The organism is Streptomyces sp. NBC_00490, assembly GCF_036013645.1.
Taxonomy (GTDB): Bacteria; Actinomycetota; Actinomycetes; order Streptomycetales; family Streptomycetaceae; genus Streptomyces; species Streptomyces canus_F.
Map to the genome: position 1 here is coordinate 1,361,803 of NZ_CP107869.1, position 12,945 is coordinate 1,374,747.

Genomic DNA, 12,945 nt, shown 5'->3' on the forward strand with positions numbered 1-12,945 from the left:
GATCGAGCTCGGCGCGCCGGCGGCACATCGCCGGGGGCTCCTGTACCGGACGGAGAGAGGCGGCCCATGTCCCGGAGCGCGGGTGGACATGTTCCCGGGTGGCGGCGTTCGGTGCCCGGGCTCGGACCGCTGACCGGCTATCGACGTGCCTGGGTGCGAGGCGATCTGCTGGCCGGGGTCACCGTGGCCGCGTATCTGGTGCCGCAGGTCATGGCGTACGCGGGCGTCGCCGGGCTGCCGCCCGTCGCCGGACTGTGGGCGATCCTGCCCGCCCTCGGCGTGTACGCGCTCCTCGGCTCCTCGCGGCTGCTCTCGGTCGGCCCCGAGTCCACGACCGCGCTGATGACCGCCACCGTGGTCGCCCCGCTGGCGGCCGGCGCCCCCGGGCGCTACGCGACCCTGGCGGCCACCCTCGCGGTCACGGTCGGCCTCCTGTGCCTGGTGGCGCGGGCGGTGCGGCTGGGCTTCCTCGCCGACCTCCTCTCCCGGCCGGTCCTGATCGGCTACCTGGCGGGCGTCGCGCTGATCATGATGGTGGACCAGCTGCCGAAACTCACCGGCGTGGGGGCGGCAGGAACCACGTTCTTCCCCCAACTGTGGTCCTTCGCGGGGAACTTGCCCGACGCCCATCTGTCCACAGTGGTTTTCTCGGCCGCCGTGCTCGCGTTCCTCTTCGCGGCGACCAAGTACCTCCGCGCCGCACCCGGGCCCCTGCTCGCCGTGGTTCTGGGCACGGCGGCCGTGGTGGTGTTCGACCTCGACGACCGGTACGGCATCAAGGTGATCGGCGAGGTCCCGTCCGGCCTGCCCGGCCTCGCGTGGCCGGACTGGGGCGAGGTGCCGCATCTCGTCCTGCCCGCCCTCGGAGTGCTCCTGGTCGCGTACACCGACTTCATCCTCACCGCGCGGGCGTTCACCGGACGCGAGGAGGACAAGGGCCCCGGCCTCGACGCCGACCAGGAATTCCTGGCGCTGGGCGCGGCCAACCTCGGCGCGGGCTTCCTGCACGGCTTCCCCGTCAGCAGCAGCGCCAGCCGCACCGCGCTCGCCGCCTCGGCGGGCGCCCGCAGTCAGGCGTACTCCCTGGTCGCCGGTGTCGTGGTCCTCGCCGTCCTGCTGTTCCTCAGCCCTCTGCTCGCCCGCACGCCGTCCGCCGTGCTCGGCGCGCTCGTCGTCTACGCCGCCGTCCGCATGATCGACCTGGCGGGCTTCCGGCGCCTGGCGTCCTTCCGCCGCCGTGAACTCCTGCTCGCCCTCGGCTGCCTGGCCGGGGTGCTCGCCCTCGACATCCTCTACGGCGTGCTCGTCGCGGTCGGTCTGTCGGTGGCGGAGCTGCTGGTCCGGGTGGCCCGTCCGCACGACGCCGTCGAAGGCCTGGTGCCCGGGATCGCGGGCATGCACGACATCGACGACTATCCGCAGGCCCGCACGATCCCCGGACTGCTGGTCTACCGCTACGACTCACCGCTGTTCTTCGCCAACGCCGAGGACTTCCGCCGCCGCGCTCTCGCCGCCGTCGACGAACAGACCCGGCCCGTCCGCTGGTTCGTCCTCAACACCGAGGCCAACGTGGAGGTCGACATCACCGCGCTCGACGCGGTCGACGAACTGCGCCGCGAACTCGCCGGGCGCGGCGTCGTGTTCGCCCTGGCCCGGGTCAAGCAAGACCTCCTGGACGACCTGGCGGCGTACGGCCTCACGGACTCCGTCGGCACCGACCACATCTTCCCCACCCTGCCGACGGCCGTGGCCGCCTACCGGCAGTGGAGCGAGGCGAACCCCGAGGAGACCCCGGCGAAGTAGCGGAGAGCGGGCCATGCGGGGCCGCGTGGCCCGGTCCAGGGGCCGGGTGGCCCATGGACCGCCATCGCCGACGGGCGGAGGCTGGTCATGGCAGTTCCCACACCCGTCGGGAGGCACGCCGTGACCACCATCACCCCCACGCCCAGCATGCTGCGGGCCCTGCCCGCCGAGCACCGGCAGCGGCTCATGCGCGTCGCCCGCGAGGTCTCGTTCCCGCAAGGAACTCGCCTGTTCGCGGAAGGCGCCAAGGCGGACCGGTTCTGGATCATCCGCACGGGCACGGTCGAGCTCGACATGCACGTGCCCGGCCGCAGCGCGGCCGTGATCGAGATCCTCCGGCACAACGAACTCGTCGGCTGGTCCTGGCTGTTCACCCCGCACGCCTGGCACCTGGGCGCCACGGCGACGACGCCGGTACGGGCGTACGAGTTCGATGCCACAGCCGTCCGCATGATGTGCCAGGAGGACCCGGCCATGGGCCACACCATCGCCCAGTGGGTCGGCGACGTGCTCGCCCACCGGCTGCGCTCCGCCCGGGTCCGGCTGCTGGACCTCTACGCCCCCTACGGCGCCGGCAGTGCTGTGTGACCGCGTCCGCGCCCCGTGGCGAATGGGACCGGACGGCCCTGGTGCATCCCGTCCCTGCGAGCAATGATCGTGGTCACGGACGGTCCGCAGTCCGACCGCCACCGGGGAACGAGGGGTCGTCATGACCGAGGCACGCACCTTCAGCGAACAGGACCCCGTCCGCGTGTTCCTGCTGGACGACCACGAGGTCGTACGACGGGGGCTGACCGACCTTCTCGACTCCGAGCCGGACATCTCGGTCGTCGGTGACGCGGGCACCGTCGAGCACGCGCTCGCGCGCGGTCCGGCGCTGCGCCCGCATGTCGCCGTGCTCGACGTACGGCTCCCGGACGGCGACGGCATCACGGTCTGCCGGGAGCTGCGCAGCCGGATGCCGGAGCTGGCCTGTCTGATGCTGACCTCGTTCGACGACGAGGAGGCCCTGCTCGACGCGATCATGGCCGGGGCCTCGGGCTATGTCCTCAAGCAGATCCGGGGCTCGGACCTGGTCTCGGCCGTGCGCACCGTCGCCTCGGGCCAGTCCATGCTGGACCCCGCGACCACGGCCCGGCTGATGCGCTCGCTGCGCGCCGATCCCGCAGAGAGCCCGGGCATGTCCCCCGAGCTGGCGAGCCTGTCCCCGCGCGAGCGGGACATTCTCGCGCTGATCGGGGAGGGGCTCACCAACCGTGAGATCGGCAAGAAGCTCTATCTGTCGGAGAAGACCGTCAAGAACCACATCAGTCGGCTGCTGGCCAAGCTGGGCGTCCAGCGGCGCGTCCAAGCGGCCGTGATCGCCTCACAGGTGGAGCGGCCGAACACCGGCGAGCGCCCCGGAAGGTGAGGCCCGCCGGGACCGCCCGGAACCTCTCCGCCCCCGCCTCACCAGCGTCCGGCCTCGGTGCCGACGATCGGCTCCGACGGCTTGCCGTTCACGCCCACCGGGACGTCCCCGGCGAGCATCACCCGGTGCATGGTCCGCGGGAAGCCGAGGTGGGCGTTGTCGCCGGGGGCCAGGTGGATGGTGGCACGGTTGTCCCAGAAGGCCACGCTGCCCGGTTCCCAGCGGAAGCGGACGGTGTATTCGGGCCGGACGGCCTGCTCCAGGAGCATGTCCAGGATCGCGGTGCTCTCGGCTCGGGAGATGTCGGCGATCTGCTCGACGTAGTAGCCGTTGACGTAGAGGATCCGCTCCCCCGTCTCCGGGTGGACGCGCACCAGGGGGTGCAGCGAGGCGACCTGGTGGTCCAGCAGATGGCGGACGTAGGAGTCGTCACCGGGACGGGACTGATAGCCGACACCCAGCCGGTGTTCCGCCCGCAGTCCGTCCACGAACTCCCGTACCGGGGCGGAGAGTCCGGCGTACGCGGCGGCCAGATTGGACCAGGTCGTGTCGCCGCCGTACGGCGGTACGGTCTCGGCCCGCAGGATCGTCGCGGCCGGCGGGTCGACACGGGCGCCGTGGTCGCAGTGCCAGCCGCGCAGCAGGGTGTGCCGGCGTCGCCGGAGCCACTCGTCGTGCTCCATGCCGAACCTGCCGCCCAGTTCCAGCCGGTCGGCGGTCGTCTCCACCTCGGGAAAGCCCGGCGGCGAGGCGCTGCCCCGCTTCCGCGGCACCACCGGCTCGCCGAACCGGCGGGCGAACGCCACGTGCCCGGCGTGGTCGAGCCGCTGCTCCCGGAAGAACACCACCTTCCAGCGCAGCACCGCCGAGCGGATCGCGGCGACCACGGCGTCGTCGAGTTCCCCGGCCAGGTCGACACCCGTGATCTCCGCCCCGATGTGCCCGGCGACGGGTTTCACCTCGATCCCCGGGATGTGCTCCGCCTCCGCCGGGCCCGTGTTCGTCGTCATCCGTACTCCGTTGGTCGTCCGCGGCCGCTCCCCGAAGATCGTGTCAGCGATCACGGGTCCTGGCGACAGTGCCCGTCCGGTTGATCACGGCTCACGTCATCCGCGAGGCTGGGGGGACGACACGATCGAGGGAAAAGGTCCGACAGTGATCGACAACCCGGTACACACGCTCAACGACGGTACGACGTTCCCGGCCATCGGCCTGGGTACCTGGCCCATGGACGACGCGGAGGCGGAGCGGGCGGTGGCGCAGGCCCTGCGGCTCGGCTACCGCCTGGTCGACACGGCCACGAACTACGGCAACGAGACCGGCGTGGGCCTCGGTGTCACCCACAGTGGTGTCCCCCGCGAGGAGATCGTCGTCGCGACGAAACTCCCGGGCCGGCACCACGGCTACGAGGAGACCCTGGCCTCCTTCGAGGAGTCCCGCCGCCGCCTCGGCCTGGACCACGTCGACCTCTACCTCATCCACTGGCCGCTTCCCCGCGTCGACAAGTACGTCGACTCCTGGCGGGCCATGATCAAGCTCCGTGAGGAGGGCCTGGTCCGTTCCATCGGCGTCTCCAACTTCACGGTGGAGCACATCGAGCGGCTGGAGAAGGAGACCGGGGTCCTGCCCGTCGTCAACCAGATCGAGCTGCACCCCTTCCTGCGCCAGGACGAGCTGCGTGCCTTCCACACGGCCAAGGGCATCCGCACCGAGAGCTGGAGCCCGCTGGCCCCCGGCTCGACGCTGCTGGACGACCCCGTCGTCGCCGCGGTCGCCGAGGCGCACGGGGTGACGCCGGGGCAGGCCGTCCTGCGCTGGCACACACAGCTCGGCTCGGTTCCGATCCCGAAGTCGTCGAACCCCGACCGGCAGCGCGCCAACCTGGACATCTTCGGTTTCGAGCTCGGGCCCGACCAGATGGCGGCGATCGCCGACCGGGCCGAGGAGCGCCGGGGCGGGGACCCGGAGGTGCACGAGGAGTTCTGAGTTCTGCCGAATCCGGCCCCAACTGCCGGTCTGTGCCTCTATGTTCGCTGCGGAACGTCATCGATCTTCCGCTCAGGCGTCAGGAGGCCCTGTATGCGCACCTCGCTCCGCGTCGGCATATCCGGGGCGGTGGCCGCGGCCGCCGCCCTCACCTGTGGCACCACCGCCCAGGCGACCCCGCCGGGCCCCGGCGTCACGGCCAAGCTGATCAGCCAGGTCACCGTCGGGGGCACCGACTACACCGTCAGAGAGATCACCGTTCCGCCCGGCCAGGCCACCGGCTGGCACTACCACGGCGGCCCCGTGTACGGGTACGTGAAGCAGGGCACGCTCACCCACTACCACTCCGACTGCGCCACCGACGGGGTCTATCCGAAGGGCACCGTCGTCCGGGAGCCGGGCGGACCGAGCGACGTCCACCTCGGCCGGAACCTGGGCGACACTCCGCTCGTCCTCGAGGTGCTGTACGTGCTGCCGCACGGATCGGCCTTCTCCGAGGACGTGCCGAACCCGGGCTGCGACTTCGAGTGATCAGTCCGGGGGCAGCGGCTGTTCGGCCCAGATCGTCTTGCCGGCGCCGGTCTGTCTGCTGCCCCAGCGCTGGGTGAGCTGGGCGACCAGCAGCAGTCCGCGCCCGCCCTCGTCGTAGGCGTGGGCGCGGCGCAGATGCGGCGAGGTGGAACTGCCGTCGGAGACCTCGCAGATGAGGGTGCGGTCGCGGATCAGCCGGAGCTGGATGGGCGGGGCTCCGTAGCGGATGGCGTTGGTGACCAGTTCGCTGACGACGAGTTCGGTGACGAAGCCGGCCTCGTCCAGGCCCCAGGTGGTCAGTTGCTCGGTGGCGGCCTGGCGGGCGTCGGCCACGCGGGCGGGGTCGGGGGCGATGTCCCAGGTGGCGACCCGGTCGGCGCCGAGGGCGCGGGTACGGGCCAGCAGCAGGGCCACGTCGTCGCTCGGCTCCTCCGGGAGCACGGCTTTCAGCACCGTGTCACAGAGGGCGTCGAGGGAGCTGGCGCGTGCGGTGAGGGCGCGGCAGAGCTCGTCGGTGGCGTGGTCGATGTCGCGGTCGCGGTCCTCGATGAGGCCGTCGGTGTACAGGGCGACGACGGCGCCCTCGGGCAGTTCCACCTCGGTGGCCTCGAAGGGCAGTCCGCCGACGCCCAGCGGGGGTCCCGCGGACATGGGGACGAGCTCCGCGCTGCCGTCGGGCAGGACCAGGGCGGGCGCCGGGTGACCGGCGGCGGCGAGGGTGAGGCGGCGCGATACGGGGTCGTAGACGGCGTAGAGGCAGGTCGCGCCGAGTTCGGCAATGTCGTCGTCGCTGTCGTAGGCCGCCAGGTGGGTGACCAGGTCGTCGAGGTGGGTGAGGAGTTCGTCGGGCGGCAGGTCCACGTCGGCGAGGGTGCGGACGGCCGTGCAGAGGCGGCCCATCGTCGCCGAGGAGGTGATGCCGTGCCCGACGACGTCGCCGACGACGAGGGCGACGCGGCTGCCGGAGAGCGGGATGACGTCGAACCAGTCGCCGCCGACGCCCGCGAGGGAGCCGCAGGGCAGATAGCGGTGGGCGACCTCGACGGCGGCCTGTCCGGTCAGCCCCCGGGGCAGCAGGCTGTGCTGGAGGGCGAGCGCGGTCGTGCGCTCACGGGCGAAGCGGCGCGAGTTGTCGATACAGACGGCGGCGCGGCTGGCGAGTTCCTCGGCGAGGGTCGCGTCGTCCTGGACGTAGGGGTCCGAGGGGCCGATACGGACGGCCACGGCGACACCCAGCGTGATGCCGCGGGCCCGGAGGGGCACGGCCAGCATCGAGTGGGTGCCCTCGCGGTAGGGCCGGCCCTTGGGGGCGCGGGCGTTGCGCTCGCGGACCCAGCGGTCGAAGGACGGCTCACCGGCCCGGCCGAGCACGGCCCGGCCCTCGCGCAGGGCCCGCGCGGGCGGCGAGTACGGCGGGTAGACGTCCAGCGCGCCGAGGTGGACGGCGGCCTCCGGGGTGCCCTCGTGGGCGGAGCCGTGGGCGACGCGGCGCAGGACGACGTCCTGGGGCGTGGTGCTGGGCGGTTCGTCCGGGCCGAGGACCCATTCGAGGAGGTCGACGCTGGTGAAGTCGGCGAACCGGGGGACGACGAGCGTCACCAGTTCCTCGGCGGTGCGGACCACGTCGAGGGTGGTGCCGATGGCGTCCGCGGCTTCGTTCAGCAGGGCCAGGCGCTGGCGGGCCCAGTGCTGCTCGGTGCTGTCGAAGGCGGCCAGGGCGACGCCGACCACGTCGTCGACGCCGTTGCGGACGGGCCACATCTCGATGTTCCAGGCGTGGTAGCGGCTGCCGGACGGGGCGCGCGTGTGGCTCTCGTAGTGGAGGGGATCGCCGGTCTCGGCGACGTGCCGCAGATGCCAGTTGAAGCCCCGGCTGTGCTCGGCTTCCTCCACGGTCTCCGGGAAGAACCGGCCGAGCAGGGCCTCCTCCGGTACCCCCATCACCTGGCAGGCCGCGTCGTTGAGCCGCAGATAGCGCTGCTGCGGATCGAAGACCGACATGGACATGGAGGCCTGTTGGAAGGCCTGCCCGGCGAGGGTCGGCTCCGCCCCGCCGGGCTGCTCCGCGGTGATCACGAACCCGCCGGGCGATCCGTCCGGGCCCAGCACCTCGCACGCCCGCAGCGGGAGGGCGACGGGGGTGCCGTCCCGGTGCCGCAGAACGACGGTGCCGGTCCGGGCGGCCAGGACGTCGGGCGACGGGTCCTCGGCGAGCAGCTCGCGCACCGGGAGTCCCACGGCCTCCTCGGCCGGGTATCCGGTCAGCCGCCGGGCACCGTCGCTCCACCCCGTCACCATGCCGTGCGCGTCGATGATCGCCGCGGCCGAGGCGTGCTCCATATCGTCCAGGATGGTCCCTTTGCCGCACCGCAACAACCTCGGTACGGCTACCAGGACTCGTACGTCACTTGCGGTGGTCGCGCAGAGCGGCGAGGGCGCGGTCGGCGTGGGTGTTCATCCGCAGCTCGCTGCGGACGACCTCCAGGACGGTGCGGTCCTGCGCTATGACGAAGGTGACCCGCTTGGTGGGGGCCAGCGAGAAGCCGCGGGTCACCCCGAAACGCTCCCGGATCGTCCCGTCGGCGTCGGACAGCAGCGGCATGCCGAGCGTGTGCTTGCCGGAGAACTCCTGCTGGCGCTCCACGGAGTCGCCGCTGATGCCGACCGGGCGGGCGCCGACGGCGTCGAACTCGGCCGCCAGATCACGGAAGTGACAGGCCTCGGCGGTGCAGCCGGCGGTCATCGCCGCGGGGTAGAAGAACAGGACGACCGGCCCGTCGGCGAGCAGCGAGCTCAGGCTGCGCGGGGTGCCGGTCTCGTCGGGCAGTTCGAAGTCCTCGATCTTGTCGCCGACGTCCATGCGCGCGCTCATGCCTGGCTCTCCGTGTTCCGTGCGACGTTGCGGGCCCACAGGACGAGGGGCACCTGAAGCGGCAGCCGGGCGATCGCGGCGGCCTTCTGCGGGGTGGGGCGGTGACGCCAGTCGACGGCCATCTTCACGTTCGCCGGGAAGACCCCGACGAAGAAGGCGGCCGAGGCCAGGGCGGCGGCCTTGCGGGTGCGGGGCGCCATGAGACCGGCCGCCAGCGCGAACTCGGCGACGCCGCTCGCGTAGGTCCAGGTCCTGGGCGATCCCGGCAGGAACTTCGGGATGGTCGCGTCGAACGAGCGCGGTGCGGCGAAGTGGGTGACCCCGACGCCGGCCAGCAGACCGGCGAGCAGCAGGGGTGAGCGTTGGGACCGGGGCACGGTTCCTCCTAGGGGGCTTGCCGCGCGATATTACTGCACGGTACAAGCAGGTCGTACGGCGGCCTGTTCACCTAAGGGGCAAGGCGGTTGTGGATCCCGGGCGTATGCCCGAACGAGCGGCGGAAGACCTCGATGAACGCGCTCGTGGACGACCAGCCGCAGCGGTGGGCGACGGTGGTGACGGGTGTTCCGTCGGCCAGCATCCGCAGGGCGTGGTAGAGGCGGGACTGAGTGCGCCACTGGGGGAAGGTCATGCCGAACTCGCTGCGGAAGAGTCGGCTCAGGGTGCGTTCGCTCGCCCCGGTCGCGGTGCCGAGGGCGGCCAGGGTGCGCGGGTCGGCGGGGTCGGCGTGCAGGATCTCGCAGACCGCGGCCAGGCGCGGGTCGGTGGCGGCGGGCAGGTGCAGGGGCTGCTGGGGCGAGGCGCGCAGCTGGTCGCGGAGGACGGCGAGCAGACGCCGGCGTTCGGGGCTGTCGTCGGCGGGGGCCCGGGTGTAGGCGACGATCAGTTCGCGCAGCAGGGGGCCCACGGCGAGGACGGTGGGGGCGTCCAGGCCGAGCGGGTTGTCGTCGGAGGCCAGGCCGACCAGGTGCAGGTCGAGGTGGCCGTGGGCGCGGTGGGCGTGGACGGTGCCCGCGGGGACCCAGATGGCACGGTTGCCGGGGGCGAACCAGGTGCCGGCGTCGGTGGTGACGGCCAGGACGCCGGAGCCGGCGTAGACGATCTGGTGGTCATCGTGCCGGTGCGCGTCGATGCGCTCCCCGGCGGCCAGGCTCTGGGCTCGGGTCGGGGCCTGCGGCGTATGGCGGATGTCCGGCACAAGTAGGCAGTTTATCGAAAGCGCGCCAGGCCCCGCTCTCGCGACGATCTCGGTATGACCGCGATACGCCATCTGTCCTTGGGGCACGCCTGCGTCGACGTCTATCAGGGGGCGGTGGCCGCACTGGTGCCGTACTTCGTCGCCGAGCGCGCCTACACCTACGCCGCCGCCTCGGGCGTCGTGCTCGCCGCGTCCTTGTTGTCGTCCGTCGTGCAGCCGCTGTTCGGGGCGCTCACCGACCGGTGGGCGATGCCCTGGCTGCTGCCGCTGAGCGCGCTGACCGCCGGGGCCGGGGTGGCGCTGAGCGGGGTCACCGACTCGTACGCGCTGACCCTCGCCGCGGTCGCCGTGTCCGGGGTCGGGGTCGCCGCCTACCATCCGGAGGCCGCGCGGGCGGCCCGCGCCGCGGCGGGCGGCAGCCACACGGCGATGGGCTGGTTCGCCCTGGGCGGCAACCTCGGCTTCGCCGCGGCACCGCTGCTCGTGATGGCCGTGGTCGGGCTCGGCGGTCTGGGCGCCTCTCCCCTGCTGATCGTCCCCGCCCTCGCGGGGGCGGTGCTGTGCGCGGCGGCGGTCCGAGCGGCCGGACGCCGTTCCGTGTCCGGTCCTGCGTCCGCCGGTGCCGGGCGCGACGACTGGCCGTCGTTCCTGCGGCTTTCGGGGGCGCTCATGTGCCGGTCGGTCGTGTTCGTCGGGCTGAGCGCGTTCGTCTCGCTGTACGTCCGTGAGCGCACCGGGGGCGGGGAGACGGCCGGCACGGTCGCGCTGTGCGTGCTCTACGCCGGGGGTGCGGTGGGCACGGTGGCCGGCGGGCGGCTCGCGGACCGATACGGGCGGCTGGCGGTCGTACGGTGGTCGTACGTGCTGACCGTCCTGGCCGTCGCGGGGCTGGTGCTCGTACCCGGGCCGCTCGTCCATCTGTTCGTCGCGCTCACCTCGGCCGGCCTGTATGTGCCGTTCTCGCTGCATGTCACGCTCGGTCAGGACTGTCTGCCGCGGCGGGTCGGCACGGCGAGCGGTGTCACGCTGGGGCTGACGGTGAGCGTCGGCGGGCTGGCCGCGCCCGCCCTGGGGGCACTCGCCGACGCCACGTCCCTGCGGACCGCGCTGCTCCCGCTCGTCGCCCTGCCCGCGGTGGGCCGGCTCCTGCTGTGCGGGCTGCGCGAACCCGGCGCCGCGGATCAGACGGTGGTCGCCGGCTCCGTGTCGTCGTCGACGGAGTAGGCGAGGAAGTCGTCGACCATGCGGTGGAAGAGGGTGGCCAGCTGCCCCAGCTCCTCCGGGGCCCACTCGGACAGGGCGAGCTGCATGCCGCGCGCTCCGGCGTCCCGGACCCGGTCGATGGCCTGCCGGCCCGTCTCGGTGAGCTCGATGCGCTGGGCGCGCCGGTCGTCGGGGTCCGGGACCCGGGTGACGTACCCCGTCTTCTGGAGCTGTTGCACGGTACGGGTCACGTGCGAGGCCTCCACGCCGAGCCGGTTGGCCAGCTCCCCCGGGCGCAGCGGCTCGGAGTCGGCGACCTGGCGCAGCAGTGCCACGGCGGCCCGGTCCAGCGGCACTCCGGCCAGGGCCATCAGCCGGTCGTGCTGCCGGGCGCGCGTGCTCAGGTACGTGATGCGCGTCAGCGCCCGCTCGATCTCGATCACTTGCGGAGACGCGGGGCCGTCGGGGAGTCCGGGGAGCGATGGGGTGGCCATGCAAGCCACTTTACCATCTTGTTGCGTAACTCAAGTAATCTGCTGCGGACGGTTACGCGGACTGCTGCGCCGGTCGTACGGTCTCGCTCCAGTCCGCGCCGGTCACGATCGACTGCCGCCACCGCCGGATCGCCTTGGGCGGCATGCCGACCGCGAGGGCGCCGCTCACACGGTCGCCGGCGCGGTACACGGCGACGAACCGCCGTTCGGCCAAGTCGCCCTCCACCACGGCGACTTCGTCGTGGCCGCGCAGGAAGCCGTACGCCTGGATCTTCATGTCGTACTGGTCGGACCAGAAGTAGGGCACCGGCGCGAACGGCTTGCGAGCCTCCTCGGGTGCGAGGAGGTTGCGGGCGGCCGCCATGCCCTGTTCGGCGGCGTTGGTGCGGTGCTCGATCCGCATCGACGTCCCGAACAGCGGGTTGTCCCAGCGGGCGACGTCACCGGCCGCGTACACGTTCCGCGCGGCCTCGCAGTACTCGTCGCAGACCACTCCGTCGCCGAGAGCCAGGCCGCTGTCGTCGAGCCACTCGGTGTTGGGCAGCGAGCCGATGGCCACCAACACCTCGTCGGCCTCGACCACTTCGCCGCCCGCGAGCCGCACCCCGTCCTCGGTCACCTCGGTGACCGTGACCCCGCAGCGCAGCCGCACGCCCCGTTCGAGATGCGCCTGCGAGAGCACCTGCCCGACCTCCGTGCCGACGGCGTGCGCCAGCGGCACCGGGGCGGGTTCGAGCACGGTCACCTCGGCGCCGAGACGCCAGGCCACCGCGGCGGCTTCCGCGCCGAGGAATCCGGCGCCGACGACGACCAGCCGCCGCCCCGGGCCCAGCCGGTCGCGCAGGGTCAGGGCGTCGTCCAGGGTGCGCAGCACATGTGCGCCCCCGCCGGGCAGCCGGCGCGGCCGGACGCCGGTGGCCAGGATCAGTCCGTCGTACGGCACCGTCGAGCCGTCGGCCAACCGTACGGTCTGCTCGGTGAGTTCGAGGCCGGTCGCCCGGACGCCGAGGCGCAGGTCCAGGCCGAGCGCGGTCAGGTCCGCGGGGGTGCGCAGGTCCAGCCGCTCGGGCTGCCACTCGCCGGACAGCAGCTGCTTGGACAACGGCGGGCGGTCGTACGGCGCAAGGGGTTCGTCGCCGACGAGGGTGAGCGGGCCGGTGTGGCCCTCGCGGCGGAGGGTCTCGGCCGCGGCGAGTCCGGCGGCCGAGGCTCCGACGACGACGATCCGGTTCACTGCTGGACCAGTCGGATCGCGGCGGCCGGGCAGACCGCGACGGCTTCCTTGACGTCGTCGACGAGTTCGTCGCCGACCTCCTCCGCCAGCAGGATCGCGATGCCGTCGTCGTCCTGGTCGAAGACGTCCGTCGCGGCGAGCACGCACTGCCCCGAGGCGACGCACTTGTCGGCTTCCAGCTCCACCTTCATGGGATTGCCCTTCTTGTCGCGT

General features: G+C 72.7%; 14 protein-coding genes. 6 read left to right on the forward strand and 8 right to left on the reverse strand.

Going from position 1 to position 12,945, the window contains the following annotated elements:
* The first annotated feature begins 66 nt into the window (after positions 1-66).
* The 3 genes from OG381_RS06115 to OG381_RS06125 all read left to right on the forward strand — a co-directional run bounded on the left by OG381_RS06115 (position 67) and on the right by OG381_RS06125 (position 3,214).
* Positions 67-1,803, forward strand: a complete 1,737-nt coding sequence (locus OG381_RS06115) for a SulP family inorganic anion transporter (RefSeq protein ID WP_327715076.1) — start codon at positions 67-69, stop codon at positions 1,801-1,803.
* A 147-nt stretch (positions 1,804-1,950) separates the two neighbouring features.
* Positions 1,951-2,391: a cyclic nucleotide-binding domain-containing protein gene (locus OG381_RS06120; RefSeq protein ID WP_327722397.1), complete on the forward strand. Its 441-nt coding sequence runs from the start codon at positions 1,951-1,953 to the stop codon at positions 2,389-2,391.
* Positions 2,392-2,512: 121 nt separating this feature from the next.
* Complete coding sequence (locus OG381_RS06125; RefSeq protein ID WP_327715077.1) at positions 2,513-3,214, forward strand: response regulator transcription factor; 702 nt, start codon at positions 2,513-2,515, stop codon at positions 3,212-3,214.
* A gap of 38 nt (positions 3,215-3,252) precedes the next feature.
* Here OG381_RS06125 and OG381_RS06130 read toward each other — a convergent pair whose 3' ends face one another.
* Entirely contained in the window at positions 3,253-4,224 is a 972-nt protein-coding gene (locus tag OG381_RS06130) for a TauD/TfdA dioxygenase family protein (RefSeq protein ID WP_327715078.1), read from the reverse strand.
* Positions 4,225-4,369: 145 nt separating this feature from the next.
* On the opposite strand from OG381_RS06130, the gene OG381_RS06135 reads away from it, so the two are divergent.
* Both OG381_RS06135 and OG381_RS06140 read left to right on the forward strand, forming a co-directional pair.
* Positions 4,370-5,200 carry an aldo/keto reductase gene (locus OG381_RS06135; protein WP_327715079.1) on the forward strand — a complete coding sequence of 277 codons (831 nt, stop codon included), beginning with the start codon at positions 4,370-4,372 and terminating at the stop codon, positions 5,198-5,200.
* 93 nt (positions 5,201-5,293) lie between these two features.
* Positions 5,294-5,731, forward strand: coding sequence for a cupin domain-containing protein (locus tag OG381_RS06140; RefSeq protein WP_266897006.1), 438 nt, complete (start codon positions 5,294-5,296; stop codon positions 5,729-5,731).
* Here OG381_RS06140 and OG381_RS06145 read toward each other — a convergent pair whose 3' ends face one another.
* The 4 genes from OG381_RS06145 to OG381_RS06160 all read right to left on the reverse strand — a co-directional run bounded on the left by OG381_RS06145 (position 5,732) and on the right by OG381_RS06160 (position 9,801).
* Entirely contained in the window at positions 5,732-8,071 is a 2,340-nt protein-coding gene (locus tag OG381_RS06145) for a SpoIIE family protein phosphatase (RefSeq protein ID WP_327715080.1), read from the reverse strand. It lies immediately after the preceding gene.
* Positions 8,072-8,135: 64 nt separating this feature from the next.
* Entirely contained in the window at positions 8,136-8,603 is a 468-nt protein-coding gene (locus OG381_RS06150) for a peroxiredoxin (RefSeq protein WP_327715082.1), read from the reverse strand.
* Positions 8,600-8,980, reverse strand: coding sequence for a DoxX family protein (locus tag OG381_RS06155; protein WP_327715083.1), 381 nt, complete (start codon positions 8,978-8,980; stop codon positions 8,600-8,602). The genes OG381_RS06150 and OG381_RS06155 overlap by 4 nt, the downstream gene beginning before the upstream one ends.
* 71 nt (positions 8,981-9,051) lie before the next feature.
* Positions 9,052-9,801: an AraC family transcriptional regulator gene (locus OG381_RS06160; protein ID WP_327715084.1), complete on the reverse strand. Its 750-nt coding sequence runs from the start codon at positions 9,799-9,801 to the stop codon at positions 9,052-9,054.
* A gap of 54 nt (positions 9,802-9,855) precedes the next feature.
* Here OG381_RS06160 and OG381_RS06165 point away from each other — a divergent pair, with 54 nt between their 5' ends.
* A complete protein-coding gene (locus tag OG381_RS06165; RefSeq protein ID WP_327715085.1) occupies positions 9,856-11,025 on the forward strand; it encodes an MFS transporter in 1,170 nt (389 codons plus the stop codon).
* Here the strand turns inward: OG381_RS06165 and OG381_RS06170 are convergent.
* The 3 genes from OG381_RS06170 to OG381_RS06180 are packed head-to-tail and all read right to left on the reverse strand — an operon-like array spanning position 10,983 to position 12,923.
* Positions 10,983-11,498, reverse strand: a complete 516-nt coding sequence (locus OG381_RS06170; RefSeq protein WP_327715086.1) for a MarR family winged helix-turn-helix transcriptional regulator — start codon at positions 11,496-11,498, stop codon at positions 10,983-10,985. The genes OG381_RS06165 and OG381_RS06170 overlap by 43 nt on opposite strands.
* Before the next feature lie 52 nt (positions 11,499-11,550).
* Positions 11,551-12,732, reverse strand: coding sequence for an NAD(P)/FAD-dependent oxidoreductase (locus OG381_RS06175; protein ID WP_327715087.1), 1,182 nt, complete (start codon positions 12,730-12,732; stop codon positions 11,551-11,553).
* Positions 12,729-12,923 (reverse strand): ferredoxin, encoded by a 195-nt coding sequence (locus OG381_RS06180; RefSeq protein ID WP_327715088.1) that lies wholly within the window; start codon positions 12,921-12,923, stop codon positions 12,729-12,731. Before OG381_RS06180 ends, OG381_RS06175 begins: the two co-directional genes overlap by 4 nt.
* Positions 12,924-12,945: the final 22 nt, after the last annotated feature.

Bases quoted from the DNA above. Each gene is read 5' to 3' on its own strand.
- OG381_RS06115 (WP_327715076.1), top strand. From the start codon at position 67: ATGTCCCGGAGCGCGGGTGGACATGTTCCCGGGTGGCGGCGTTCGGTG.
- OG381_RS06120 (WP_327722397.1), top strand. From the start codon at position 1,951: ATGCTGCGGGCCCTGCCCGCCGAGCACCGGCAGCGGCTCATGCGCGTC.
- OG381_RS06125 (WP_327715077.1), top strand. From the start codon at position 2,513: ATGACCGAGGCACGCACCTTCAGCGAACAGGACCCCGTCCGCGTGTTC.
- OG381_RS06130 (WP_327715078.1), bottom strand. From the start codon at position 4,224: ATGACGACGAACACGGGCCCGGCGGAGGCGGAGCACATCCCGGGGATC.
- OG381_RS06140 (WP_266897006.1), top strand. From the start codon at position 5,294: ATGCGCACCTCGCTCCGCGTCGGCATATCCGGGGCGGTGGCCGCGGCC.
- OG381_RS06145 (WP_327715080.1), bottom strand. From the start codon at position 8,071: ATGGAGCACGCCTCGGCCGCGGCGATCATCGACGCGCACGGCATGGTG.
- OG381_RS06150 (WP_327715082.1), bottom strand. From the start codon at position 8,603: ATGAGCGCGCGCATGGACGTCGGCGACAAGATCGAGGACTTCGAACTG.
- OG381_RS06165 (WP_327715085.1), top strand. From the start codon at position 9,856: ATGACCGCGATACGCCATCTGTCCTTGGGGCACGCCTGCGTCGACGTC.
- OG381_RS06170 (WP_327715086.1), bottom strand. From the start codon at position 11,498: ATGGCCACCCCATCGCTCCCCGGACTCCCCGACGGCCCCGCGTCTCCG.
- OG381_RS06180 (WP_327715088.1), bottom strand. From the start codon at position 12,923: ATGAAGGTGGAGCTGGAAGCCGACAAGTGCGTCGCCTCGGGGCAGTGC.